Origin of the sequence: Photobacterium profundum, assembly GCF_003026285.1 — a bacterium.
GTDB classification, from domain to species: domain Bacteria; phylum Pseudomonadota; class Gammaproteobacteria; order Enterobacterales; family Vibrionaceae; genus Photobacterium; species Photobacterium profundum.
In genome coordinates, this window is the sequence record NZ_PYOD01000001.1 from 856,171 (window position 1) to 881,893 (window position 25,723).

The 25,723-nt window shown below is 42.8% G+C and carries 26 protein-coding genes; all 26 read right to left on the minus strand.

The window, feature by feature from the left end; translation table 11 throughout:
• Positions 1 to 159 precede the first annotated feature (159 nt).
• On the minus strand, positions 160 to 828 hold the full coding sequence (gene ccmB, locus C9J48_RS03710) for a heme exporter protein CcmB (protein ID WP_006230995.1): 669 nt from the start codon (positions 826 to 828) through the stop codon (positions 160 to 162).
• 5 nt (positions 829 to 833) lie between these two features.
• The gene (gene ccmA / locus C9J48_RS03715; protein ID WP_006230994.1) at positions 834 to 1,484 is read right to left on the minus strand and encodes a cytochrome c biogenesis heme-transporting ATPase CcmA; all 651 of its coding nucleotides are present in this window, start codon (positions 1,482 to 1,484) and stop codon (positions 834 to 836) included.
• 627 nt (positions 1,485 to 2,111) lie between these two features.
• Positions 2,112 to 2,546, minus strand: a complete 435-nt coding sequence (locus C9J48_RS03720) for a DUF2802 domain-containing protein (RefSeq protein WP_006230993.1) — start codon at positions 2,544 to 2,546, stop codon at positions 2,112 to 2,114.
• Complete coding sequence (locus C9J48_RS03725; protein ID WP_006230992.1) at positions 2,546 to 3,040, minus strand: chemotaxis protein CheW; 495 nt, start codon at positions 3,038 to 3,040, stop codon at positions 2,546 to 2,548. Before C9J48_RS03725 ends, C9J48_RS03720 begins: the two co-directional genes overlap by 1 nt.
• A 23-nt stretch (positions 3,041 to 3,063) precedes the next feature.
• A complete protein-coding gene (locus C9J48_RS03730; RefSeq protein WP_006230991.1) occupies positions 3,064 to 4,203 on the minus strand; it encodes a chemotaxis protein CheW in 1,140 nt (379 codons plus the stop codon).
• On the minus strand, positions 4,193 to 4,972 hold the full coding sequence (locus tag C9J48_RS03735) for a ParA family protein (protein ID WP_006230990.1): 780 nt from the start codon (positions 4,970 to 4,972) through the stop codon (positions 4,193 to 4,195). Before C9J48_RS03735 ends, C9J48_RS03730 begins: the two co-directional genes overlap by 11 nt.
• Before the next feature lie 10 nt (positions 4,973 to 4,982).
• Entirely contained in the window at positions 4,983 to 6,161 is a 1,179-nt protein-coding gene (locus C9J48_RS03740) for a protein-glutamate methylesterase/protein-glutamine glutaminase (RefSeq protein WP_006230989.1), read from the minus strand.
• Positions 6,162 to 6,247: 86 nt separating this feature from the next.
• The gene (locus C9J48_RS03745; protein WP_006230988.1) at positions 6,248 to 8,485 is read right to left on the minus strand and encodes a chemotaxis protein CheA; all 2,238 of its coding nucleotides are present in this window, start codon (positions 8,483 to 8,485) and stop codon (positions 6,248 to 6,250) included.
• Between the two features lie 9 nt (positions 8,486 to 8,494).
• A complete protein-coding gene (locus tag C9J48_RS03750) occupies positions 8,495 to 9,211 on the minus strand; it encodes a protein phosphatase CheZ (protein WP_006230987.1) in 717 nt (238 codons plus the stop codon).
• Positions 9,212 to 9,252: 41 nt separating this feature from the next.
• Positions 9,253 to 9,636 carry a chemotaxis response regulator CheY gene (cheY, locus tag C9J48_RS03755; protein ID WP_006230986.1) on the minus strand — a complete coding sequence of 128 codons (384 nt, stop codon included), beginning with the start codon at positions 9,634 to 9,636 and terminating at the stop codon, positions 9,253 to 9,255.
• Positions 9,637 to 9,699: 63 nt separating this feature from the next.
• Positions 9,700 to 10,422 (minus strand): RNA polymerase sigma factor FliA, encoded by a 723-nt coding sequence (locus tag C9J48_RS03760; RefSeq protein ID WP_006230985.1) that lies wholly within the window; start codon positions 10,420 to 10,422, stop codon positions 9,700 to 9,702.
• Positions 10,415 to 11,302 carry a MinD/ParA family protein gene (locus C9J48_RS03765; protein ID WP_006230984.1) on the minus strand — a complete coding sequence of 296 codons (888 nt, stop codon included), beginning with the start codon at positions 11,300 to 11,302 and terminating at the stop codon, positions 10,415 to 10,417. Before C9J48_RS03765 ends, C9J48_RS03760 begins: the two co-directional genes overlap by 8 nt.
• Positions 11,295 to 13,055, minus strand: coding sequence for a flagellar biosynthesis GTPase FlhF (gene flhF, locus C9J48_RS03770; protein WP_006230983.1), 1,761 nt, complete (start codon positions 13,053 to 13,055; stop codon positions 11,295 to 11,297). The genes C9J48_RS03765 and flhF overlap by 8 nt, the downstream gene beginning before the upstream one ends.
• 103 nt (positions 13,056 to 13,158) lie before the next feature.
• Positions 13,159 to 15,255, minus strand: a complete 2,097-nt coding sequence (gene flhA, locus C9J48_RS03775; RefSeq protein ID WP_006230982.1) for a flagellar biosynthesis protein FlhA — start codon at positions 15,253 to 15,255, stop codon at positions 13,159 to 13,161.
• 299 nt (positions 15,256 to 15,554) lie between these two features.
• Complete coding sequence (gene flhB / locus C9J48_RS03780; protein ID WP_006230981.1) at positions 15,555 to 16,685, minus strand: flagellar biosynthesis protein FlhB; 1,131 nt, start codon at positions 16,683 to 16,685, stop codon at positions 15,555 to 15,557.
• Positions 16,685 to 17,467 carry a flagellar biosynthetic protein FliR gene (gene fliR / locus C9J48_RS03785; protein ID WP_006230980.1) on the minus strand — a complete coding sequence of 261 codons (783 nt, stop codon included), beginning with the start codon at positions 17,465 to 17,467 and terminating at the stop codon, positions 16,685 to 16,687. The genes flhB and fliR overlap by 1 nt, the downstream gene beginning before the upstream one ends.
• A gap of 35 nt (positions 17,468 to 17,502) precedes the next feature.
• Positions 17,503 to 17,772, minus strand: a complete 270-nt coding sequence (fliQ, locus tag C9J48_RS03790) for a flagellar biosynthesis protein FliQ (protein WP_006230979.1) — start codon at positions 17,770 to 17,772, stop codon at positions 17,503 to 17,505.
• Between the two features lie 56 nt (positions 17,773 to 17,828).
• Positions 17,829 to 18,683, minus strand: a complete 855-nt coding sequence (fliP, locus tag C9J48_RS03795) for a flagellar type III secretion system pore protein FliP (protein ID WP_006230978.1) — start codon at positions 18,681 to 18,683, stop codon at positions 17,829 to 17,831.
• Positions 18,670 to 19,074: a flagellar biosynthetic protein FliO gene (gene fliO, locus C9J48_RS03800; protein WP_006230977.1), complete on the minus strand. Its 405-nt coding sequence runs from the start codon at positions 19,072 to 19,074 to the stop codon at positions 18,670 to 18,672. Before fliO ends, fliP begins: the two co-directional genes overlap by 14 nt.
• Positions 19,075 to 19,082: 8 nt before the next feature.
• A complete protein-coding gene (fliN, locus tag C9J48_RS03805) occupies positions 19,083 to 19,472 on the minus strand; it encodes a flagellar motor switch protein FliN (RefSeq protein ID WP_006230976.1) in 390 nt (129 codons plus the stop codon).
• Positions 19,473 to 19,486: 14 nt separating this feature from the next.
• On the minus strand, positions 19,487 to 20,533 hold the full coding sequence (gene fliM / locus C9J48_RS03810) for a flagellar motor switch protein FliM (RefSeq protein WP_006230975.1): 1,047 nt from the start codon (positions 20,531 to 20,533) through the stop codon (positions 19,487 to 19,489).
• 7 nt (positions 20,534 to 20,540) lie between these two features.
• Positions 20,541 to 21,035: a flagellar basal body-associated protein FliL gene (gene fliL, locus C9J48_RS03815; RefSeq protein WP_006230974.1), complete on the minus strand. Its 495-nt coding sequence runs from the start codon at positions 21,033 to 21,035 to the stop codon at positions 20,541 to 20,543.
• Between the two features lie 117 nt (positions 21,036 to 21,152).
• Positions 21,153 to 23,063, minus strand: coding sequence for a flagellar hook-length control protein FliK (locus C9J48_RS03820; RefSeq protein WP_242610834.1), 1,911 nt, complete (start codon positions 23,061 to 23,063; stop codon positions 21,153 to 21,155).
• 77 nt (positions 23,064 to 23,140) lie between these two features.
• Positions 23,141 to 23,581 (minus strand): flagellar export protein FliJ, encoded by a 441-nt coding sequence (gene fliJ / locus C9J48_RS03825; RefSeq protein ID WP_006230972.1) that lies wholly within the window; start codon positions 23,579 to 23,581, stop codon positions 23,141 to 23,143.
• Between the two features lie 19 nt (positions 23,582 to 23,600).
• On the minus strand, positions 23,601 to 24,923 hold the full coding sequence (gene fliI, locus C9J48_RS03830; RefSeq protein ID WP_006230971.1) for a flagellar protein export ATPase FliI: 1,323 nt from the start codon (positions 24,921 to 24,923) through the stop codon (positions 23,601 to 23,603).
• Positions 24,923 to 25,723 (minus strand): flagellar assembly protein FliH, encoded by an 801-nt coding sequence (gene fliH / locus C9J48_RS03835; RefSeq protein WP_006230970.1) that lies wholly within the window; start codon positions 25,721 to 25,723, stop codon positions 24,923 to 24,925. The genes fliI and fliH overlap by 1 nt, the downstream gene beginning before the upstream one ends.

Here is a 25,723-nt window from a genome sequence, read left to right on the forward strand (position 1 = left end):
CTCTATTCAGTTTATAGTTGTAAGTACGTTGCAAATCTAACTGCATCTTTCATGCTGAGGATTAAAAGATAAATACCTCTGTTTGGTTATTTACACTTTTGATTAACCATTCATTGTCTTTGCTCAATAAATGGTTCTCCCTCATAAGTTCAATATTCGTTAATTCACACTGATACGTAAAGATGCCGCCACAGCGAAAGGCGATAAGGTTGCCGAACCCACCAACATTGCTCCCATTAACGCGAGTTGTCCGTTGTATGGCATACCTAAACTTGCTGCTTCAATCGCTGATGTTGCAAAGATAAGCACGGGTATATATAACGGCAAGATTAGTAGGCTCAATAATACGCCACCTTTTCTCAAGCCAACAGTTAGTGCTACACCAATGGCACCTAAAAAGCTCAATGTTGGGGTACCGATAAGTAATGTCAGTACGACCGCTTTCCAAGTTACCCAATCTAACGACAATAAAATCGCTAACAGCGGGCTAATAATCAACAAAGGCACACCCGTTAACAACCAATGCGCGATCATTTTCGCTAACGCTAATGCAGGTAAAGGTGTAGGCATTAGCAACATTTGCTCTAGTGAACCGTCGACAAAATCATCACGAAATAAACGCTCTAGCGATAACAATGCAGCCAGTAACGCAGCGACCCATACTATGCCAGGCGCAATACGCGCTAATAAATTCGGCTCTGGACCAACGCTTAACGGAAATAACGTAATCACGATGATGAAGAACCACAGTGGATTAAAAACGTCAGCTTGACGTCGAAACGCGATGAGTAATTCACGTCGCACCACTTGAGTAATAGCTTTTATCATCCTTGTTACTGCCCTAGCTTGATTTTTCGTAAATGGTTGCTGTCTGCAAACATGTCTTGGTGTGTAGTGAGTAACACAATACCCCCTCGTTCCACATGAGAGAGAAACAGGCTTTCTAACACTTTTACACCTTGCTTATCAATGGCAGTAAGAGGCTCATCAAGAATCCATAATTTATGGTTGCTAATCCATAACCTTGCGAGTGCAACACGCCGTTGTTGCCCTGCAGATAATTGTCCAGCAAGTACATCTTCACGCCCAGCAAGACCGACTTGTGCTAGCGCTTGCCATAAGCTTTTATCACCAAGCACGGGGGGATTTCCACTCATGTTTTGGTCAATACTTTCATTATGCATGGCTTGAAAGAATGCTAAATTTTCGTAAGCTGTCAGCTCTCGCTTTACACCTGTTTGGTGTCCTAAAAACAACAAATCTTGATAATAATCTTCACGAGCAGACTCAATACCTTCACTTTTCCAGCATACCTGCCCACTATCAGCACGCCCTAAACCAGCAATAATTCTTAATAATGTGGTTTTACCGGCGCCGTTGTGGCCTTCTATCTGGATTAACTCTCCAGAAGAAATCGTAAAACTCAAATTATCAAACAGTACACGCTCATCGCGAACACAACTTAGTTCTTCTACTGACAGCATATGAAATGATGCATCCTAAGTGACACAATTAATCCCGCATATTACCACATCGGCCTTCATTTTTGTTAGACGCTACGTTGCATAGATTTCGGATAAACCTAAGTAAATGTGATGTGGGTACGCATCTTTCACACCACAATTACCGCCATCATAAAAAACGCCAATAAGAATAGACAACAACAAACTAAAAAAGTGCAATCTTGTACGTTTTTTTTGCTTAATCTCAATCGGTTAACGTTGCTGCAACATGTAATTTGAATAACAATGGCACTCACGAATTCAAATGTAAAACCAGCAAGAAACATTCCTTTACACTTACCTACAGAAATTGCAAATTAAGAAAGTCACTACCGGATACTAATGCACCATTTTTATATTTATAAACTATCTAAACCGTTCAGCACCGTAATAAAGTCCTATTAAAATATTAGCGTAAAATCAATTTATTTGGACGCAAAGCAAGAAAGTCCTAAAAATAATAATTCAGCGATTCATCAGTTTCTTACTTAAATTCTGCATTTATACCAATTCCATATCGCTATAAACGAAAAAACCCCTCCCAAGAGGGAGAGGCTTTAATTATTCATATCACATTAACGTTCATTATCAATGAGTCATTAGATGCGATTATCTACGCCTTGGTGGTGCTATTTTCTGCTGAAGTCGAAGCAATAATTCTGCTTCCGCTTTTGGTAAATCACACTCTTGCATGAGTTCATTAACGTCAGCACCCAACTCAACCATTTTACTGGCTCGGCTATAGAGTTTACCTTCAGGATCTTGCATCGCCATCTCACCTTGTCGATCTGAAAGTTCTTCAAGCTGCTGCGCCATATCTGCCATCTTTTGGCTCATGCCCATCGTACCAGCACGCAATTCGTTAAATTGTTTTGCAAAGCTTTCTTGCTGTTGGCGGGCATTTTTTAGCACAACTTCAATCGCTGAAAATTTCATTTCTAACGCTTGGCGAGCTGCGCGTTCTCTGCGCACCATAACAATCGCAAAAATGATTGTAACCAACGAAAGCGCAACGGGTAACCAAGGCATAATCTGGCTAAACATTATAAATAAGCCATCTCATCCCATTCGTCATCTGATAATAATTTATTCAGATCAACGAGAATAAGTAGCTCTCCGTCACGGTTACTTACACCTTGAATGAATTTCGAACTCTCTTCCGTACCAACACTTGGCGTACTATCAATCTCAGAGCTACGTAAATAAACAACTTCCGCTACGCTATCGACTAAAATACCAATCACTTGCTTATCAGCTTCAATGATCACAATACGAGTATTATCTGAAATTTCACCTGGCATTAAACCAAAGCGAGAACGCGTATCGATCACTGTGACAACATTACCACGTAAATTAATAATACCTATCACGTAATCAGGTGCGCCCGGTACTGGCGCAATTTCTGAATAACGTAATACTTCGCGTACCTGCATTACATTAATCCCATAGGTTTCTGATTCCAACTGGAAAGTCACCCACTGTAAAACTTGATCTGTGCCGTCTTCTTTTTGGATCTCGGCTACGCTAACCTGCGACATACTGTTTCCTTTTAGTCTCACGCTCATACAATACTCTTAACATCTAATCCCTCGTTTAACATCGAGATGAGAGCATTAACATGAATTAGAGCACACATTTTTTCTTTAACCATACCGGCAAGCCAAGGGCGTTTTCCCGCCTTCTCCCTCCACCGAACACTTTGTGAAGTCAGTACTTCAGTGCCATGAAGTTTATCACAAGCCAAACCCCATTTACTGTCACCTAACATCACGATATAACTAAAATCATCTTTATAATCGTCATTTTGCAGTTTGTCTGCCATCACCCAGCGAGCAGTATCAACCACATCGAATTGCTGCTCTTTGCTGGTAAGCAAGCCAAGATACCAAGCTGGCCGCCCCATTAGATGGTTTAAATCCATCATTTGGTGGATACCACCAAGCTCAGTCAATGCCACCGCAAAGGTAACACCACAGACTTCAAAAAATAACGCTTGAAACTCTTGTTCTTTATCTAATTGATGCCATTGCTCTGGTGGTTGTTCACCACCCACTTTCAGTTGAGCGACAACATCTATATTTGTATCCGCTACTTCTGATATAGGTTCACTCGTTACGACGTCAATATCATCAGATAGAGTAAATTGTGGCTCTTCTTGCGCCACCGTCAGTAATTCTGCATCGACCTCTACAGTAATAGCATTATCTATTTCTACCTCAGTCTCAGTCTCAGTCTCAGTCTCAGTCTCAGTCTCAGAGTCTGTCGATACCGATGTCATTTGACTCAACAACCGCTGAACACTATTCAATTCTGAATAATTTTCGTCACACGTCGCTTCTTTTACGAAAGCTCGCGGTGATTCTGATAATACTTGCTCGCCGAGCATTGATGGTTGTACATCTATCGTAACCACTTGTTCAGGATCTGGCTTCGATGCTGATGTCCAATCTAGCCCTTGGTGTGCTTTCTTCGACCAGCTATCCACATTGGCTAAAATAGGCTGTTCAGCTAAAGGGGAAAGTGCTGGGGCTAATTGTGCATCAGCATCATTATCTCTCGATTCAACCAGTTGTTCAAAATCAAACGGAATACTGGTTTCATCAGAGGCGACATCATCTTCAACAACAGAAGGCTCTACCAGTAAATCGTTAAAATAATCATCCAGCGCTTGTTCACTGGATAAACGACTTTTATCGTTCATCTTGATCCAACCGCTCTAAATAATTTAATAATGTTTTATACGCGAAAACACCACGACAATTACGCGCAAACAGTGACGGTGGCATATGCTTCATGCTTGCATCACGAAACTTCGTATCTATCGGTACTGCTGATGCCCATACTTGATCAGGAAAGCGCATTTTTAATTCTTGTAATGTCTGCAATGAGGCGCGAGTACGTTTGTCGTACATCGTGGGCACAATACTTACCTTAAAACCTGATGGACGTGACTTTTGCATAATCTGTAGTGTTCGCATCATACGTTCAAGCCCTTTCATAGCGAGAAATTCGGTTTGAACGGGGATCAAAATACGATCACTGGCCGCTAATGCATTCACCATCATTACCCCTAATACCGGAGGGCAATCAATCAATACATAATCATAATCTTCGGCTAGGCTATTCAACGCTTTTTTAAGTACTAACCCCATACCACCACGGCTTCCCATCACACGATCTAAGGTCGCCAGAGACATGTGAGCCGGAATAACATCAATATTTTCAAACGCTGTATTAAGGATTAACGGCTGTACCGCGCTTCGAGTCACCTCTGGCAGCTGAAATAAATCGAAAAGACTTGCAGGCACTGAGTCTGAATCAAATTTTAAATATGTCGTCAACGAAGCATGCGGATCGGTGTCGACTAATAACACACGTTTTTTCCGCTCACTTAATAAACCAGCAAGAGTGACTGTCGTGGTCGTTTTACCGACACCACCCTTTTGATTCGCTATGCTCCAGATTTTCAAAGCCGACTCCTTACAGTCCAACTTCCACTAAAATACGTTCAGCAAAACGTTCTAGTGGTAAATCTTCCGTTGAGATACCGGCTTTTGCAACAGCTTGTGGCATACCGTAGACAACACAACTGTCTTCATCTTGTGCCCAAACAGTTGAACCATGAGTCTTTAACATTCGCGCACCTTCACGCCCATCAGCCCCCATACCAGTAAGGATCATCGATAATACTTTATCGTTATAAACCTTAGCGGCAGAGCCAAATGTTACATCTACGCACGGTTTATAGTTCATGCGATCGCCGCCATCCAATATGCGAAGGCGGGCAGAACCGGGTCTACCCTCAAGCATCATTTGCTTGCCGCCAGGTGCTAAATAGGCTACACCAGCACGCAATGTATCGCCGTCTTCTGCTTCTTTCACACTAATTTTGCTCAGATTATTCAAACGAGCAGCAAATGCAGCAGTAAACGTTGCAGGCATGTGTTGAACTAACACAATTGGGTACGGAAAGTTTACAGGTAATTGTGTCAATATTTTTTGCAATGCAACAGGCCCCCCCGTCGATGTACCTATTGCCATCAATTGGTATTTTTTGCCTGATGCTTTAAAGCGCGCCGTTGGCTTCGCGGCTGAGTGCATCGTTTGTCGAGTCGTCGAAGTCGGTGTTACGCGAGCCGCTGAGGTTCGAGCTGTTGTCGTTAGAGCAGCTTCGCGAGTTACTGCCGCATTTACAGGTGCTGAATGTCGGCTAACAGGTGCAACAGCGGGTGCCGTTCTTGGCGGGCGGCGCATAAACATGCGTTTACGTGCTAATTCGCCAACACGCTTTTGCAGCAAACTAATTGCTTCATCGCGATTTCGTGCAATATCTTCAAATTTCTTAGGCAAGAAATCTAAAGCTCCCGCATCTAACGCATCAAGTGTCGCCTTTGCCCCTTCTTGGGTTAGCGATGAAAACATTAGAATAGGCGTTGGCAGTACCTTCATTATTTCCCGAACTGCTGTAATGCCATCCATTACAGGCATTTCAATGTCCATGGTAATAACATCTGGTTGCAGTTTCTGTACTAATTCAACTGCTTCTTTGCCATTAACCGCATTGCCGATTACCTCTAAACGAGGATCTGCATTAATAATTTCACTTACTCGGCGACGGAAAAAACTGGAATCGTCCACCACCAAAACTTTAACTGTCATGTAGTTATAATCCCGTATCTACCTGATCTTAATGGTTAGGGGCATTGCCTTACCCCTAACATTATAATAATGAGTGATCAGGTTAATTAGTTTCCAGCGTAATGCTTTAATAAATTAGGCACATCAAGAATAAGTGCAATATGACCATCACTTGTAATGGTTGCACCTGCCATACCTGGCGTACCTTGAAGTAAATCATCAAGTGGCTTTATCACGACTTCTTCTTGACCAATTAACGTATCGACCACAAAGCCTACACGTTGGTGACCAATCTGTACGATAACCACATGGCCATGTACGCGTTCGCTCTTCACCGCAGCTTTACTACCTGACAACCAATCTTGGAGGTAAAACAGTGGAATCGCTTTCTCTCGTACAATGATGGTTAATTGCCCGTCAACTTTATTCGTTTTACGCAGATCTAAATGGAAGATCTCATTCACACTAGCTAAAGGCAATGCAAAAGGCTGTTCAGACACACCCACCATCAAGGTCGGAAGTATGGCTAGAGTCAGTGGAACTTTAATATCAATTCGGGTACCTTTGCCTAAGGCGGAATCAATATAAATTGAACCATTTAATTGGTTAATCGCTGTTTTAACAACGTCCATACCCACACCACGACCCGAGATATCTGAAATCTCTTTTTTGGTAGAGAATCCCGGTGCAAATATTAGGTTATAGGCTTCGTTATCTGATATTCGAGAGGCTGAATCAGCATCCATTACACCACGTTCGACTGCAATTGCGCGTAATCTGTCTGCATCCATACCGCCACCATCATCTTCAATGGTCAGCAATATGTGATCACCTTCTTGAGACGCTGATAACAAGACAGTGCCTACAGATGGCTTGCCTGTTTTTGCTCGAACATCTGGCATTTCAATACCATGATCGACAGAATTTCGCACCAAGTGAACCAATGGATCAGCAAGTGCTTCAACCAAGTTTTTATCAAGATCGGTTTCTTCACCACGCATTTCCAACACGATGTCTTTCTTTAAGGTACGTGCTAAATCTCGTACGACACGAGGGAATCGACCAAAGACTTTCTTGATTGGTTGCATGCGGGTTTTCATTACCGCACCTTGTAGATCTGCCGTGACTACATCAAGGTTAGCTACCGCTTTTGACATGTCTTCGTCATTATTGTTTAGCCCTAAACTGACTAAACGGTTTCTAACTAAAACAAGCTCACCCACCATATTCATGATGTTATCAAGCGTTGCGGTATCGACACGCACTGTTGAATCTGCTTGGGCTTTCGGTTTCACTTTTTCAGGCATAACTTGTTGAGATTTACGTTCAACAACTGACTGAGAAACCACCGCTTCAGCAACTACCTTTGCAGTAGGCATAACAGGTAATGGCTGAGTAACAACTGACGTATTACTTTCAGCTATCATTGCTTCAATAGGCTTAGTCGCGGCTTCTAATTCTTCTTCTGACGGACCTTTACCACTACCATGTAATTCATCTAACAGACGTTCAAATTCATCATCTGACATTAAATCATCATCACTAGCGGCTACATCTAGCGGGGCTGCTACGGGGATAGGTTTGGGCGTAGATTCTGGCGTCGTGGTTTGGTTCAATACAGGGCTGTTCCCAACACCATGCAGTTCATCCAATAAACGTTCAAATTCATCATCAGTGATATCACCGCTTTCTGCTTGAATTTGAGAAATTACACTTATGCCAGCAGCTGGTGCTGATTCTGGCACCTCTAGGCTGGCGGTTGGGCTCATACCTTCGCCGTGAAGTTCATCAAGCAGACGATCAAATTCGTCTTGTGTCATATCATCGACTGAGTCGCCAGCCATAGCAGATGTATTACTCTGAGCTACTGGTGGTGTTACAGCTGATAACACTGGTGTTTCGACAACAAGAACAGGTTCAGCAGTAGGAATTGGCTGAGTAAGTTCTTCCGCAGTAGGCGCCTTACTGAAACGGTGCATCGCTTCAAGTAGACTCGGCTTGGCTGGGTCTAATGGTTCACGCTCTTGAACTTGCCCAAACATGATGTTGATAGCATCTAACGCTTCAAGAATAACATCCATCAGTTCAGATGTTATCTTTCGTTTACCGGTTCGCAATAAGTCGAACACGTTTTCTGCACCGTGGCACGCATCGACAAGTTCAGCTAAAGAAAGAAAACCAGCACCGCCTTTTACTGTGTGAAATCCACGAAAAATGGCATTCAGTAAATCTGAATCATCAGGATTACGCTCTAGCTCAACGAGCTGCTCCGAAAGCAACTCTAAAATTTCCCCAGCTTCAATTAAAAAGTCCTGTAGGATATCTTCGTCTAAATCAAAGCTCATATTTTTCCCCTAAAATCCAAGACTTGATAGCAAATCGTCAACATCATCTTGCGTAGACATAACATCTTCACGCTCTTCTGCATTAACAATTGGACCTTCAGGGGTCAGCGCCGCTACCGTGAGGGTTTCTGCTCTATCGTCTTGTTCCATGCCAAAAGCTTTAAGAATATCAACCAATCGATCTTCAACTTCATGTACTAACTCAATCACACGACGAATAATTTGTCCGGTAAGGTCTTGAAAGTCCTGTGCCATCATTATTTCTGTCAGTTGATTGCGAAGTTCACTACTATCACCTTCAACCTGCACCAATAGATGATCAATGTCGTGGCACATTATTTTGAACTCTGAGAGTTCAATTTTGCCAGCCATTAAGCGCTTCCACTGAGGGTGAACTTGAAGCAATGTTTCATGAAGTTTATCAGCAATAGGTAGAGTACTTTCGACCGCATCCATCGTTTTGTTCGCTGCCGCTTCCGTTTTATCAATCACATAAGAAAGGCGATCGCGGGCGTCAGGTATTTCAGTTTTAGCTAAATCATTAATACGAGGATCAAGGCGAAAGTTTGCAAGCGAATCATGTAATTGCCGGGTTATTTTACCCACCTCAGCAAACATCGGTTCCTGTGAATCAGAAACAACAGCTTGCACAAGTGAGTTGGCTTCAGCTTGCTTACCACTTTCTAGTAAGCTAACAAGCTGTTGTGCCTGTTCGAGTGAAATCATTATTATTATTACCCTTACCCTTTACACTCAATCAGCAGCTATTACTGCATTCGCTCGAAGACTTTATCCAGCTTCGTTTTCAGCGTTGCTGCAGTAAATGGTTTCACAATGTATCCATTCACACCAGCTTGTGCTGCTTCTATGATTTGCTCGCGCTTTGCTTCTGCCGTGATCATCAGAACAGGTAGGTGCTTCAATTTTTCATCAACACGGATGTGTTTAAGTAAATCGATACCTTGCATACCAGGCATGTTCCAATCTGTAACGACAAAATCAAAATCGCCTTTTTTCAACATTGGTAATGCCGTTAAGCCATCATCAGCTTCATGGGTATTATTAAAACCCAGATCACGTAATAAGTTTTTAACGATACGTCGCATTGTCGAAAAGTCGTCAACAATTAAGATTTTTATATTTTTGTTCAAAGTTGCCTCCACTGAGGTCACAGTGTTTTTTATCTAGGTTTTATTTAGTAATACTAAACAGTATTAAGCAGCCCAAGCGGTTAGCTTAGAGCGCAAACGTTGCATAGCCTGACTATGAATCTGGCAAATTCGGGATTCACTCACCCCAACAACGGCTCCGATCTCTTTAAGATTAAGTTCTTCGTCATAATAAAGTGATAGAACCAAAGCCTCTCTTTCTGGGAGCGTTTTAATAGCATCAGCCAAAGATTGGCGGAAATTATCATCTACAACACCCTGAAAGGGAAGATTTTCTTCTCGTGACGCCTCGGTTGTTACTGCATCTTCTGATACGCCAAGATCGTCCATACCTACAAGACGCCCACAATTAACATCATTTAATGCTTGATGGTACTGATCGAGCGTCATTTCGAGATGTTCGGCAATTTCTGTATCTGTTGGGTCGCGCCCTAGCTTATTTTCAAGCAGTGCCATGGCCTCGGTTATGCGTCGATTATTCTTATACACAGATCGAGGAACCCAATCACCACGGCGAATATCATCCAACATTGCTCCTCGAATACGAATACCCGCAAAGGTTTCAAAACTCGCCCCTTTGGTTGGATCATAATTTTGCTGTGCTTCTAGCAAACCAATCATACCTGATTGAATCAAGTCTTCGACTTGTACGCTAGACGGAAGCCTTCCCATCAGGTGGTACGCAATACGTTTAACCAGCGACGAATAGCGCTCGATAAATGCCTGCGGGCTTTCCTTATATTGCCCATAAGCAAGCGCTTTATTCACCTCTTGGCACCTCTGAAGACGTTGGCTTCACCAGTAATCTTTCAACAAAGAATTCTAAATGACCACCAGGATTGTGTGGAACAGGCCAGGTCAATGCTTTGTTCGATAATGACGTTAATGCTAACGCTGCCGGACAGCGCGGGAAGGCATCAACAACAATCTTCTGCCGTTTAACCGCTTGGCGAACGCGGTCATCCAGAGGTACACAAGCAACAAGTTCAAGGTTTGCATCTAAAAAGCGTTCAGTGACTCGCGTTAACTTAGTGAATAAATCACGCCCTTCACGGTAGCTTCGCACCATGTTGGCGACAATTTTAAAGCGCTGAACATCGTATTCACGGCTTAATACTTTGATAAGTGCATACGCATCAGTAATCGAAGTAGGTTCGTCACACACGACCACCAATACATCTTGTGCTGCGCGAGCAAAACTTAATACCATATCCGAGATACCAGCGGCAGTATCAACAAGTAACACATCAATGTCATCTTGCAGGTTACCAAAAGCACGAATCAAGCCAGCATGTTGCGCCGGAGATAATTCCGCCATTTTTTGTGTACCTGATGAGCCTGGAATAATTTTAACACCATACGGACCTTCAAGAATCACATCTTGCAAGTCACACTGCCCGGCAAGTACATGTGATAAGTTTCGTCCAGAACGTAGACCTAACATCACATCAACGTTTGCCAACCCTAAATCGGCATCGAGTACCATCACTTTTTTGCCTTGGCGGGCCATTGAAATAGCCATACTTAAAGTCACGTTAGTTTTACCCACGCCACCTTTACCACCAGTCACGGTAATCACTTTCGTTGATGATAGTTTTGTCATACGGCGCAAGCCGCTTGCTTGATCGTGCATCATGTTCTCAATCATAATAATCCGCCGCCTTGCTCTCTGAACTATCACTACTCCAGAAATGAGATTGCTGACTTATTTCTTGTTCTAATAATTCATTAGCGCGTGAGACAAGGTAGTTACCTGTTGCAACTTTAATGTCTTCGGGGACACGCTGACCATCTGCTAAGTAAGCAATAGGTAATGCATTTTGTATTGTCACGCACATTACCTCACCTAAACTTAATGATTCATCCAGCTTTGTCAGCACACACCCTGAAAGCGGTATTCGACGAAAATGTTCAATGGTTTCTTGTAAAACTCGACGCTGAGCAGTTGAAGGCAAAACAAGAAAGCTGCGAATATGTGCACCACTGTTTTGCATTAAAGTATCAAGCTGCTCTGATAAACGAATATCTCGTTGCCCCATGCCCGCAGTATCAAGCAATACTAAGCGTCGATGTCTTAACTGATGAAGTATATCGGCAAGTTCTTCAGCATCTTTAGCAACTCTTACCGGACAACCCATAATTCGCCCATAAGTGGCCAATTGTTCATGTGCACCAATACGGTAGGTATCGGTTGTAACTAGTGCTATTTCATCGGCACCGAAATCCATTGCAGCTCTTGCAGCAAGCTTGGCAATGGTGGTTGTTTTACCAACACCAGTTGGTCCTAATAAAGCGACCACGCCACCGGTTTCTAAAATACAATCGCTGGTCGTAATAATTTGGTCAGCTAATAAATCCAATAATGCCGGCCATGCTTCATGAGTGGGCACATCTTCTGGAATATAACTCGCAAACTGATCAGCAAGTTCTGATGATAAGCCCATTTTTTCTAATCGCTTTATCATCATTGCGCGCATTGGTTCACGTCGTTCGACTTCTTGCCACATCAAGCCAGATAACTGATGTTCAAGCAAACTACGGATCGATGACATTTCTGAACGCATAGTCTCCATTTCATCGTTTGAACGTGGCGATTTCGCATCATAACGCGACGGATCTAAACGCGACTGATTAATACGAGAGCTATTATGGCTAAAAGAGGATTCAGCTCGGCTATCACGTCCACGACCAAATTCTGATGCTTGTTCGCGCTGTCGTGGTTCATTTTGTGGCTGTTCTTTACGTGCTGGGTACGGACGACGATAATCACCAAAATCTAATGGATTAGCCTTAGATTGTTGAGCGGTGTTCATACCACGAGCCGAAAAACCTGATTGACGATTATCACCACTGAAACGATCGGAAGCTGCTCGGTGCCCATCGCCCACATTCCGATAACTGTCTTGCCCTTGAGGTTCTCTTTGAGAATAAGGCTGGTTACGGGGTTGTCCCTGTAACGCTGAAGGTGAACGTCCACCGCGATTATCACGGCTTGTGCGATCGTTGCTATAACGATCTGAATGCTCACCGTGCTGTTTGGACTGACGGTTCAGTAATGCCGATAACGAATCCACATCAGCTTCTGCCGAGCTATCTTTTGGCTCATCACCAGTATAGTTTTGCAATACATTGGCAAAACGGCTCGCTGCTGATTGCTTTATCTGTACCTGATCTTCTGCCAGCTTTCGCTTTGCTTGACCAAGACGATTAGCTAAAGCATCACGCGTATTTTGAGATGCTTTTGGTGGTTCATTCGCAATATCTGTATCAACGGCAGCAACAATTTCAACTCCACCGGTCACTTTTTTATTGGACATTATTACCGCATCAGCACCAAGTTCTTCTTTCACTTCACTGAGCGCTGTTCGCATGTCTTTGGCAAAAAATCGTTTTATTTTCACTCTAATATTCCCGTCAAATCACGCTTTAACCGAAGTCGAGATTCCCATCAAATCCAATTAACAGACCAAGCAATTAGCCAATAAGGCTCTTCACAAACAGCGATTAATTACCGACTGCATTCACGATACGTATTTGCTTCTCATCAGGCACTTCTTGATAAGACAGCACGCGCAAGCTTGGTATTGTATTTTTAACAAACTTAGCAAGTGTTGAACGTAAGACACCAGACGTCAGTAATACTGCCGGCTCCCCTTTCAACTCTTGCTGTTGCGTTGCTTCAGTCAATGAACGTTGAAGTCGTTCAGCTAAACCAGGTTCAATACCTGACGATTCACCACCAGCAGATTGCATTGTTTTATGCAAAATTTGTTCCAATTCTGGAACCAATGTAATCACAGGCAATTCAATCTCTATACCATTGATTTCTTGTACGATTAAACGCTTCAAGCCAATTCTAACCGCCGCAGTTAGAATGTCAGGATCTTGACTCTTTGATGAGTACTCCGACAATGTCTGAATAATTGTTCGTATATCGCGGACAGGAATTGCCTCATTCAGCAAGTTTTGCATCACTTTAACCACCGCACCTAGCGGCAACTGATCCGGCACAAAACCATCAACCAATTTCGGTGTTGATTGACCTAGCATCTCAAGTAAATTCTGTACTTCTTCATGTCCGAGTAATTGTGATGCACTATTGGTCAATATTTGACTTAAATGTGTTGCCAATACCGTTGCGGAATCTACAACGGTATAACCTAATGCTTGCGCGTGCTCGCGCTGTGATTCCATTATCCATACAGCTTCTAATCCAAAAGCAGGATCTGTGGTTGTCTCACCATCAATCGTACCAAACACCTGCCCTGGGTTAATCGCTAATTCCATATTAGGGTGAATATTGGCTTCGCCACAAGCTACACCCATCAAGCTGATACGATAGCTATTCGGTGGCAACTCCAAATTATCACGAATGTGTACGGGAGGAATAAGAAAGCCAAAATCTTGTGATAGTTTTTTACGCACCCCTTTCACACGATCAAGTAACTCTCCGCCTTGCTCTTTATCGACCATAGGGATTAAACGATAGCCAACTTCAAGCCCAACAATATCGACGGGTTGAACATCATCCCATGAGAGCTCTTTTTGTGAAGGTTGCAACGCCAGTTCTGTTGATGGTGCGTCTTTTTCGATAAGCGCATCACGTTTTTCTTTCTTAATTCGCCAGTAAGCGAAACCACCTATCATGGCCGCTAATAACAAGAACGGTATATGCGGCATACCGGGTACGATACCCATTACAAATAAAATACCGCCCGTCACTACTAACGACTGTGGATTATTGAACAACTGAAAATACAGTTGTTGCCCCATGTCTTCGTCAGTATTTTGACGGGTTACCATCATCGCCGCACCAATCGACAGTAGCAGTGACGGTATCTGAGCTACCAACCCATCACCAATGGTCAGTAAGCTATATATTTGAATAGCTTCACCAAATGGCAAGTCATGTTGCACCATACCAATGATCAATCCACCAATAATATTGATGCAAAGAATCAAGATACCCGCAATCGCATCACCTTTTACAAATTTCGACGCACCATCCATCGAACCGTAAAAATCCGCTTCTTTTGTTACTTCGAAACGACGAGTACGTGCTTGATCTTGATCGATTAAACCTGCATTCAAATCGGCATCTATCGCCATCTGTTTACCAGGTAAAGCATCCAAGGTAAAACGCGCGCTGACTTCTGAAATACGTCCAGCACCTTTCGTCACAACCATGAAGTTAATGATCATCAAAATAAGAAAGACGACCAAACCAACCGCATAGTTTCCGCCTATCACAACTGAGCCAAAGGCATCAATCACTTGCCCTGCTGCATCAGGGCCTTCATGGCCATAGAGTAAAACAACTCGGGTCGAGGCAACGTTAAGGGCTAATCGCAATAAAGTGGCAATTAATAGTACAGTTGGAAATGCAGCAAAATCGAGTGGACGGCGGGTATAGATAGTAACCAGTAACACCACCAACGATAGCGCGATATTAAAAGAGAATGCCATATCCAATAGCATTGGAGGCATCGGCAAGATAATCATTGCCAATGTTGCCAATACCATGAATGGTGCGCCTACTGCAGGCAAAGATTGTAACCGGGATAACGGTAATTTATCCAAAAATGGTAGCGATAGTTTCATGAAATCTTAATTTTTCAACACGGCACACATGACAATAGTGGCTCAGATTAATGTATTCGAGCGACCAGAAAGAATAACTACCAAAGCAAGAATCATGCCTAGATATTTGTCATTTTTTTGACGACAATGGAGGTTAACAGATATTTATATAAGCAATTAGAAAAGGAGTGTATTTTGTGATTCTAGCCATTATTTACAACATTATAAGTTAGAGCGTAAATTGAAAAAGTCCTAACATGAACACTATTTAAGCAACACATCCTGTCTGGCTCATATCCAATATATACTCAAAACACATTTTAATGACGTAGCTCTGTCGGGATAGTCATCGATTCTTTTGCCAGCTTAGGGCGCTTACCTTGCCCTTTTCGATATTGCTTCAATTGGAAGATATATGCTAATACCTGAGCAACGGCAACAAATAACCCATCAGGAATATGCTGCTCTAACTCAGTGGTATGATAAATAGCACGTGCCAACGGTGGGGCCGGAACAATATCGATATTATGCTTATTCGCGATCTCTCTGATTTTCAACGCGGCATGATCTACGCCTTTAGCGATAACAATAGGAGCCGAATCGAGTTTAGGATCATAACGTAGCGCAACCGAAAAATGCTCTGGGTTGGTAATAATAACATCTGCTTGAGGCACATCAGCCATCATTCGCCGTTGTGCCATTTCACGCTGAAGCATGCGAATACGCCCTTTTACTTCAGGTTTACCTTCTGTATCTTTGTATTCATCTTTCACTTCTTGCTTGGTCATTTTTAATTGTTCGTTGTGCTGCCAAATTTGATATGGCACATCTATTGCCACAATCACCAGCAGTGAACAACAAATCAACAAAATAAATTGCATCAAAATATCAAGCGCATGAAATATATTAGACGGATAAATTTCTAGACTTAATAAGAAGAAATCGTTCAAGCTTGAATACATTAAGTAAGCAGCAACACCCGTAACCAACAAAACCTTCAGAATTGATTTAATGAGTTCAACCCAACTTTGCATGCCAAACATGCGCTTGAACCCACTCATCGGGTTCATTTTTGATAATTTAGGCATTGCCGCTTCAGCAGAAAAACTCACTCCGCCTAAACCAGCCGCACCAATCAGCGCCGCTGTAAATAGAACGATCAATACCAAACCAAGCGGAAAAACAACACTCCAGATAGCAGTAAGCATTATTGAAAATAACCGATTAAGATCGTAAATTTCTTCACGACTAAGCGAAAACATTTGTGTCATTATTTCAGCTAATGCTTTACCTAGCCCTTCGCCGTACCACATAAGCGAAACAGCACCCATTACTAATACAGCAACAGACGCTAATTCTTTGGAACGTGCCACTTGCCCTTTTTCTCGAGCTTGCTCGAGCTTTCTGGCCGTGGCGTCTTCGGTGCGTTCCTGCCCATCAGACTCAGCCATCAGCAATCCACCCTAATCAGGCTACAAATCTGCTGAAAACCAAAATCCCAAGCATGTTGATACTGAGGCAACATCCCCATAACCAAATACCAACTGATTAGTAAACCCAGTAGCAATGCAAATGAAAAGCCCAATGCAAAGATATTCAACTGTGGTGCAGCTCGCGTCATTACGCCAAACGATAAGTTTACCGTCAACAAAGCAATAACACCGGCTAATGCCATGTTAAGTGCACCTTTAAACATATGACCAAACCAACCCGCTAATTGGTAATAATCATCAGGGCGAAACATTTCTTGCCCTATCGGCAATGTTTTAAAACTCAATACAATAACATTTAGCATTTCAAGGTGACCATCTGTTGCCAAGAACAGCATGATTGCAAGAAACAAATAAAGCTGACCAAGCACAGGTGTATTCTGACCATTAGCCGGATCAACCATGGATGCAAAACCTAAACTAGACTGCATACCCAATATTTGCCCAACCAAGACAAAGGTTTGTGTCACAAATTGCGTCACTAACCCAATAGATACACCAATAACAATTTGTTGGGCCGTGATTAAAAAACCCTGCAAAGACAATAATTCAATGTTAGCGGGTACTGCAGGTAATGAAGGCATCACAGCAAAAGTAACGGTTAAACCAAGGTATAAACGAATTCTAGGCGAGACAAAACGGGCGCCAAAAAACGTCATTGTCATCATCATCGATGAAATGCGCGTAAAGGGCCAAAAATAATTCGCAAGCCAATCGAGTATAAGTGCTGACGGGTAAGTCATAGGTTATGCGTGATCCAAAAAAATCATAAGCAACGCTAATATAAAATCTGGGGGATACGATCTATGATGCGAAAAAAATAATCCATCAGCATTCCTGTCATCATATGTCCAAAAAACATCAACGCTAACAAGGTCACTATTAATCGAGGTAAGAAACTTAATGTTTGTTCATTGATCGAGGTGGCCGCTTGGAAAACTGCAACGACTAGACCAATTAATAAACCAGGCACAACAATGGCACACACCATGATAAGTACCATAAACAAAGCTTCTTGAAATATTTCGACAAACGCTTCAGGTGTCATAACACTTCCTTTTTAGATTCGATACTTAATAAGAGATCAGATGCATTAATAAACATCTAAGTACCAAAACTTCCCGCCAACGTGGTCAAAATAAGGTTCCAGCCATCAACCAAAACAAACAACATTAACTTAAAAGGTAACGATACAATCATTGGAGATAGCATCATCATACCCATTGCCATCAAGACAGAAGCGACCACAAGGTCAATGATCAAGAAAGGCAAAAACAACATAAATCCAATCTGAAATGCTGTTTTCAATTCAGAAGTAATAAACGCAGGAATCAATACTGTAATCGGCACATCTTCGGGTGCGGTCGCTGTCGAGCCAGACATATTAACGAAACTTTCTAAGTCTTTAACACGTGTTTGTTTAAGCATGAATTGACGTAACGGCACTTGGGCTGTTTCAAATGCCTGCGCGGCTGTAATTTCTTCATTGATATAGGGCTGAACAGCGTCAATATTTACTTTATCGATGACTGGCGACATCACAAAGAATGTCATAAACAGTGCAATACCAATAATAACCTGATTCGATGGCGTTTGTTGTAAACCCATTGCTTGTCGAAGAATGGATAACACCACAACAATACGGGTAAATGAGGTCATCAAAATAACAATGGCTGGTAGAAAACCCAATGCCGTCATTAAACCGAGGATCTGCAACGTTACCGAATAATCTTCGCCGCCATCAGGATTAGTGGTGACAGAAAAAGCAGGAATACCACCACGACTTGCAGATTGAATAAAGCTCGCTGCGCCTTGGTCGTTTTGCATGCTACTCACGGTTACGCTTTCACTGGCTGACGTCGCAGGTAGTACCATTGCATCCATTTCTGCCATTACAGGTAAACTGACAAAGAAAGCAAAAGCCGCCAGAACAACAGCAATAAGGTTATTTTTTATCATTGGTCTTTAATAATTTACTTAAGTGGTTCGCAAAATCACCACTCGGCTGTGCATCCATAGCCAAAGGCTGTTCTAGCTTCGTCAACAAAGAAATATTGTGCTGAGTAACACCAACCAATAATTGCTCTTCACCAACTTGTAATAAAACAATACGTTCACGTTGTCCTATCGGTAGCTGCTTCAGGACTTTAAGTGCTCCATCTGCCCCTTGAATACCAGGCAACTTCATGCGTTTTAATAACCAAGCTAAAAAAACAATAAAAATAACCACTAACACTAATGAAGCTAATGTCGTGGCTATATTCATTTCGGGAGCCAGAGAATCAGCCAATGCTGGCGCAGTAAAAACGACCAAGCAAAAGCTAACCAATGCTAAAAAAGGGGATCTCATAACAAACCTTAACGTAGTTTCTTAATGCGCTCTGTCTGGCTAATTACATCGGTAAGACGAATACCGAACTTATCATTCACGACAACAACCTCACCATGCGCTATCAATGTGCCGTTCACCATAACATCCAATGACTCACCAGCAATACGGTCAAGTTCAACAACGGAACCTTGGTTCAATTGCAGTAGGTTACGAATACTAATTTGAGTACGCCCTACTTCCATTGAAATAGTGACCGGAATATCCATGATCGTATCAAGTTTACGACGCTCATCATCCGAAATCGGCGTACTTTCATCAACAAGCTCTTCTAAAGGTGCGGGTTGTGCACCATCGACAGTTTGCTCAGCAAGTGCCGCAGCCCAATCGTCAGCCATTTGTTGATCATTCTGAGACATAATATTACCTATTTTTAATCGTCTGAATTATTAATATTGAGCAATGCAGCGCCGAGTTCATCACGGTCTAAAAAAGCTAAATCCGTTTTGACCATATCTGGTCGCTTGAGTTTTTGCGTAATCTTTAAGGCGATGTTATCACCCGACTTTCCCATCTTGGCGCGATAAGTCGGCAGATCTTCTACAAATACGGTTGCCGACTCTGGTACATCAATAGGAATAATGTCGCCAGCTTGTAATTCCATTAAATCGCGTAACGATAAATCGACATCCAATAACTTAGCACGAAGATTCACAGGTACATCCATGATCTCCTCACGCAGTGCCATACTCCAACGGACATCTTTGTCCATTTTGTCACTTTGAACACCAGCATCTAATAACTCGCGGATCGGCTCTACCATTGAATACGGCATAACAACATGGAAGTCACCACCACCGCCATCCACTTCAATATGGAAAGAACTCACCACAATGACTTCTGTTGGGCTAACGATGTTTGCCATGGTCGGGTTAACTTCTGAATCTAGATATTCAAATTCAACCCCCATGACGGGAGACCACGCTTCTCGGTAGTCTTCAAACACTAATTTCAATAGCATTTGTACAATTCGACGCTCTGTTGGCGTAAATTCACGGCCTTCAATCTTGGCGTGAAAACGACCATCTCCGCCAAAAAAGTTTTCGACTAAAATAAAAACTAAACGTGCTTCCATGGTTATCAAGGCCGTGCCTTTTAAAGGACGGAATCTCACCATGTTTAAACTGGTAGGTACATACAATGTATTTTGGTATTCACCAAATTTAATCATTTGAACGCCGTTAATCGACACTTCTGCGGTTTTACGCAACATGTTAAACAAGCTGATCCGCATGTGGCGAGCAAAACGTTCATTGATCAATTCCAGCGTAGGCATTCGACCACGGACAATACGGTCCTGTGACGAAAAATCGAACGAAGATATCCCCGTCTCACTTAAGGATTGTTCATCTTCATCTTCTACGTCGTCGACACCATGTAAAAGGGCGTCGATTTCATCTTGAGTTAATAAGTCACTCACATTAAACCTACTGCATTACGAAGCCAGTAAATAGCACACGATCGACTACTTGCTGGCCAGAGATTTTTTCCATCGAAGATTGAATAGCAAATAATGCCTGCTTACGTAAATCAATACGTCCATTAGGTGTACGTAACTGCTCGACAGTTGCGGCACCAAATGATTGCAATAATGTACTTTCAATCAACGGAATATGTTGCTGTGCGAGAGCTTCATTATTGTTACCACGCACCATTAGCTGAACTTTTACTTGTACAACACGATCACGCTTGTCACCCACAACATTAAAAATAAAGGGCTGTGGCATGATGACATAGTACGCGGGCTCGACGACTGTCGAAACTTGTTGATTTGCCGATGTTGTCGCCATCTCGGGTTCAGGTGTTTCATCACCCATTAAAAGCCATGCTGCTACAGCTGCACCAATCAAAAGCGTTACAGCCAATGCAATCAGAATAAAAAGCTTTTTTTTACTTCCCGTATTTTCAACATCATCAGCCATTCGTTTTACAATCCTTTTTTGTAATCAGCTTTAATTCATTATTTTATATCGAATACAAAAATCAGTTAACACTGCACTCAATATCCAATTTATTATCTAGGCCGCAATTCTAACGCATTAAGCATAATAGTCGACACGATCATCTGCAGGTTTAACATACATATCGACAGCCTCACCTCCCGACATAATGTTATCGTCGTGGTTATCACCACCAGCATGAGAACCATTACCTGAATGATTACCAGATTGCTGTGTGCCCGAATCATTTTGATTTTGTTGGCCAGATTGCCCTGAAAATGCCTGACGAGACGCATCCTGCTGCACTGAGCTTTGTGCTAATTGTAAGCCTTGTTGATGCAGCATTTCTCGTAACCTTGGCATTGAATGCTCAACTAAATCACGAGTTTGCTGGTTACCAACGGTAAACTGAACAGATGCCTGATCTTGGTTAAGTGACAATCTAATTTGTAATTTACCAAGCTCAGGTGGATCAAGTCGAATATCAACATGCTTTAAGTTTTTCGACATCATCATATTGATACGTTCAGAGACCTGATCACCAGCTTGATCTTTTGATAACTGCAGCGGTGACTGTGCTTGGGCTAATGCTTCACTTTTTGCCTGCATATTCAAACCACCTTGCTGCCCACTCAGGCTACTGAGTTGCTGAGAAAAGTCACTCGCTTTATTATCTGTATTTAACGTCGTATTATTTAACACACTGTCCATGCCTGTTGCTAACCCTGTATTGGCAACAGCACTATTTATCTCTTTCGTTTGAGTGCCATCAGTATTGTCGCTATCCGTTATCAACGCTGCCGCACCTGTCATGCCAATACCAACGTCCATCATTGAATGGCTCGCGACAGCTTCTGTTGGACTAGCGACAAGCGGTGATGCTGTCACCCCAGTTGACACTGTTGCTACGGCTGCTGAAGAAGATGTCGACCAAGGTATCGATGACGTTATATCTGCTTGTACAGACGGTGAGGTGTTTTTTGCTGTCGATATTGCTTGCTCATTGCTTGGCATCATCAATGCGCCAGCCATAGCGAGTCGACCACTATCTGCTGGCGATACATCTACACCCATATCTTCAGATTCAGTCACTGCACCCGACGTAGCGACAACTGAGGTACTTATCTTTGCATTATCGATCTCGCCCTCACCGATATTGGCATCATCCGCCATATCTGGTTTATTGAGCATATTCTGTGAAGACAAAACAGAGCTGTCATTTTTTTGACTACCACTGTTAACGCTGGATGATGCAAACACTTTTGCTAGCTCATCATCACTTAACCCGCCTGATTTCTGCGTTTTCGCTAACTGCTCTTTAGTTATACTCGGATTATTTTCTTGCTGAAGTGTCGTATTTTGAGTAAGCGAACCAGAGGCAAGTAACTCCCCCTCAACACCGCTGCCATTTTTTTGACGGGTAAATTTAGGGATGACAGCTTGTTCACCCTTTTCCGATCTTTGTTGCGGTGGCAATAACTTGCCATCTTGCTCACTTGGTGCTGATAACTGCTTATTTGATACCGATAACTGGTTAAGGAGCGCTTCCCCGTCAGCCATTACTTGCTGCTTTGACTCAGCATCAACGGCTACTTTTTGATCTATTCCATTAATAACAGAAGCATCCGCAACTGAAGCGTCGGTAATTGAAACAACATCGGAAACAGCGGTACTCTCACTATCAAGAGAGATATCGTTGCTACTTTTAACCTCTAATACATGTGTTTCTTCAGGTTGAATTTTAAGATCAACCGTTTGATTTTTTGCAACTAAATTATCATTAGATGACTTTTTCATCATCTCAGCTGAAGGTTCTTTATCGCCCTTAACTGCCGCTTCATACTCACTCGAAAAACGATCTGCCTGAGTGCTTTTATCTGTCAGTTTATCTACTGATGATAATTCAGTAACGGTATTATTGGTTACAGCGGCACTTTTAGAAGAACTCGCTGCCGCAGTGGCCTTCGAAGGTGGCACCATATCTGCTGACAAAAAGTTGGACGATTTCATGGCCACTCGAGATAATGAGAATAACAGTTAATCATTAAATGCAAGAATTGCGCCAAGTTTCACATTTATTATGGAGCTTATAAATTTCGTCGTGCAAATTGCAGGGTCGAAAACTCATCCATCATTTTCTGCTCTTGCCGGTCGAGCATTTTTTGTCGTTCTGTTTGCTTTTTCTCAAGCAGCCATTCGATTGAACGACGCTTTTTTCTTACTTCATTCCAGTGTTCGCTACATTGTTCAATTTGAAATTCAAACTGATGCCCAGCTTCTTTTTGTTTCGCGAGCGTTTCATCTAACTGAGTAAGAAACTTTTGTAAATGCCCATATGAACTGGCTGTTAAACCTTCCTGACCACGGGTCGATAGTTGTTTACAATAATCTAATCGATACTGTTCTATTTGCTGTAATTGTTGTAGGTAATTCTGACGTTCAATACGTGCTTGATTTAAGGCAAGAGAGGCCTGATGCTCCTCTTCTTTAGCATGCTCTAAAATCAAATTTAATGCGTTATTTGACATAATAATTCCAACTTAGAGCTTACCCACCAAGGGTCGAACGCAGCATATTCACACACATTGCATACGGGACAGCTTCTTTCATTTCTTGTTGTAAGTACGCATCTAATTTCGGCTTAAAGCTAAATGCCTGATCGATATTAGGATCGGTGCCCGGCTTGTAAGCGCCAATTGATACCAAGTCTTGGTTCTTACGGCAAATAGACAATATCTGTCTTACTGCTTTCGACATCAACATATGCTCATCATCAACAATCGCGGGCATAACACGACTGACCGAACGCTCAACATCAATCGCCGGATAATGCCCTGCATCTGCCATTTCACGAGACAATACAATATGGCCATCAAGGATAGCGCGAGATGCATCAGCAATGGGATCTTGCAAATCATCCCCTTCGGTTAATACGGTAAAAAAGGCGGTAATAGAGCCTTGATCACCAGAACCGTTACCAGCACGCTCAACTAAAGCAGGAAGCTTTGCAAATACAGACGGTGGGTAACCCTTAGTTGCAGGTGGCTCACCGACAGATAATGCGATCTCTCGCTGTGCTTGGGCAAAACGGGTCAGTGAATCCATTAATAGCAACACATCTAAACCTTGATCACGGAAATACTCCGCTATAGTCAATGCCGTTTGACAGCCTTTTAAGCGCATTAACGGTGATGTATCCGCAGGTGCTGCAATCACCACCGCACGCTTACGCCCTTCTTCCCCTAGAATTTCATCAATAAATTCTTTTACTTCTCGACCACGCTCGCCAATCAACCCCACAACAACAACCTGAGCGGTTGTTCCTCGGGTCATCATGCCCAACGTGACAGATTTACCCACACCAGAACCGGCAAATAAACCAATTCGCTGCCCTTTCCCCACAGAAAGTAAACCATTAATGGCTTTAATGCCGACATCTAACGGTTCTTTGATAGGCTTACGCGAAAGAGGGTTGATAGCAGGAGATGTAAACGAAGCACGCTTTTCAGTAAATATATCACCTAGCCCATCGAGTGGATTGCCCACACCATCAATGACGCGCCCAAGCAGTTCAGAGCCAACAGGTAAACCATTATCATGTAATACAGGGGTTACTTTAGCCCCAGGCATTACACCTAACAATTGTTCACTCGGCATTAAGAATAGTATTTCACCGGAAAAACCAACGACTTCTGCTTCTAAGTCACCATTGAGGGTTTCAACAATACATAAGCTACCGACCGGCGCACGACAGCCAATGGCTTCTAGCGTGAGGCCAACAACACGCACAAGTCGCCCAGATGCAATAGGACGGCACGCAATGCCTTTAGTTTGATATTGAGAAAGACGGCTAGCCAGTGGGGAAGACATTATAGCGCTTCGCTTCGTTGATTGTTTACACCGCTAAATTGTTCTAACAAATGGCGAATACGATCGTCGATATAATAATCAACGGTTGAGTCTCCTGATTGAACTTGTAGATCACCACGATTAAGCGATGGTTCGCCAATCAATGTCCATTTACGTTCAACAAGGTTTTCATCACCATAGGCTTGACGCACATTTTCAAGATCATCAGGATGAAGACTTAATCGTGTTTGGCGTTCAGCAATAGGCAATGTCGCAATCACTTCACGAATGGTGTTCAACATCACTTGCGGGTTGGTTTGGACTTCAACTCGAATTAGCTCTCGCGTTAAGCTAGTCACCAAACTGACTACTTGGCTTTCCACTTCCGCATCAAGCTGTTTCAGCGGGTTTGCTAATTTTTCGACTAACTGAGTAAGGTGCGATACATGCTCTGTTATTTGTGCCTGTCCCTGCTCGAGTCCTTGCGCTAAACCCTGCTCAAGACCTTCAGCATGCCCTGCTTCAAGGCCTTCAATTTTACCGACGTCGAAGCCTTCAGTGTGACCTGTGGCTTTGCCTTCATTAAAACCTTCATCACTCGCAGACTGGCGAATATCTTCCAGATCGGCAGCCGTAAGGGGCGGTGGCCCCTGCTCTTCTTCCTCTTCCAACTCTTGTGGTTGCCAAAGAGGATCATAGTTTAAGGCGTTATCACGTGGTGCTTCTTGTGTCTTGCTGTAATCTGGGTACGCCCAGCGTTCAAGCTCTTCTGCTTGATGCTCAGATACACGCAAGAAACCACGGCGACGATCATCATTCAT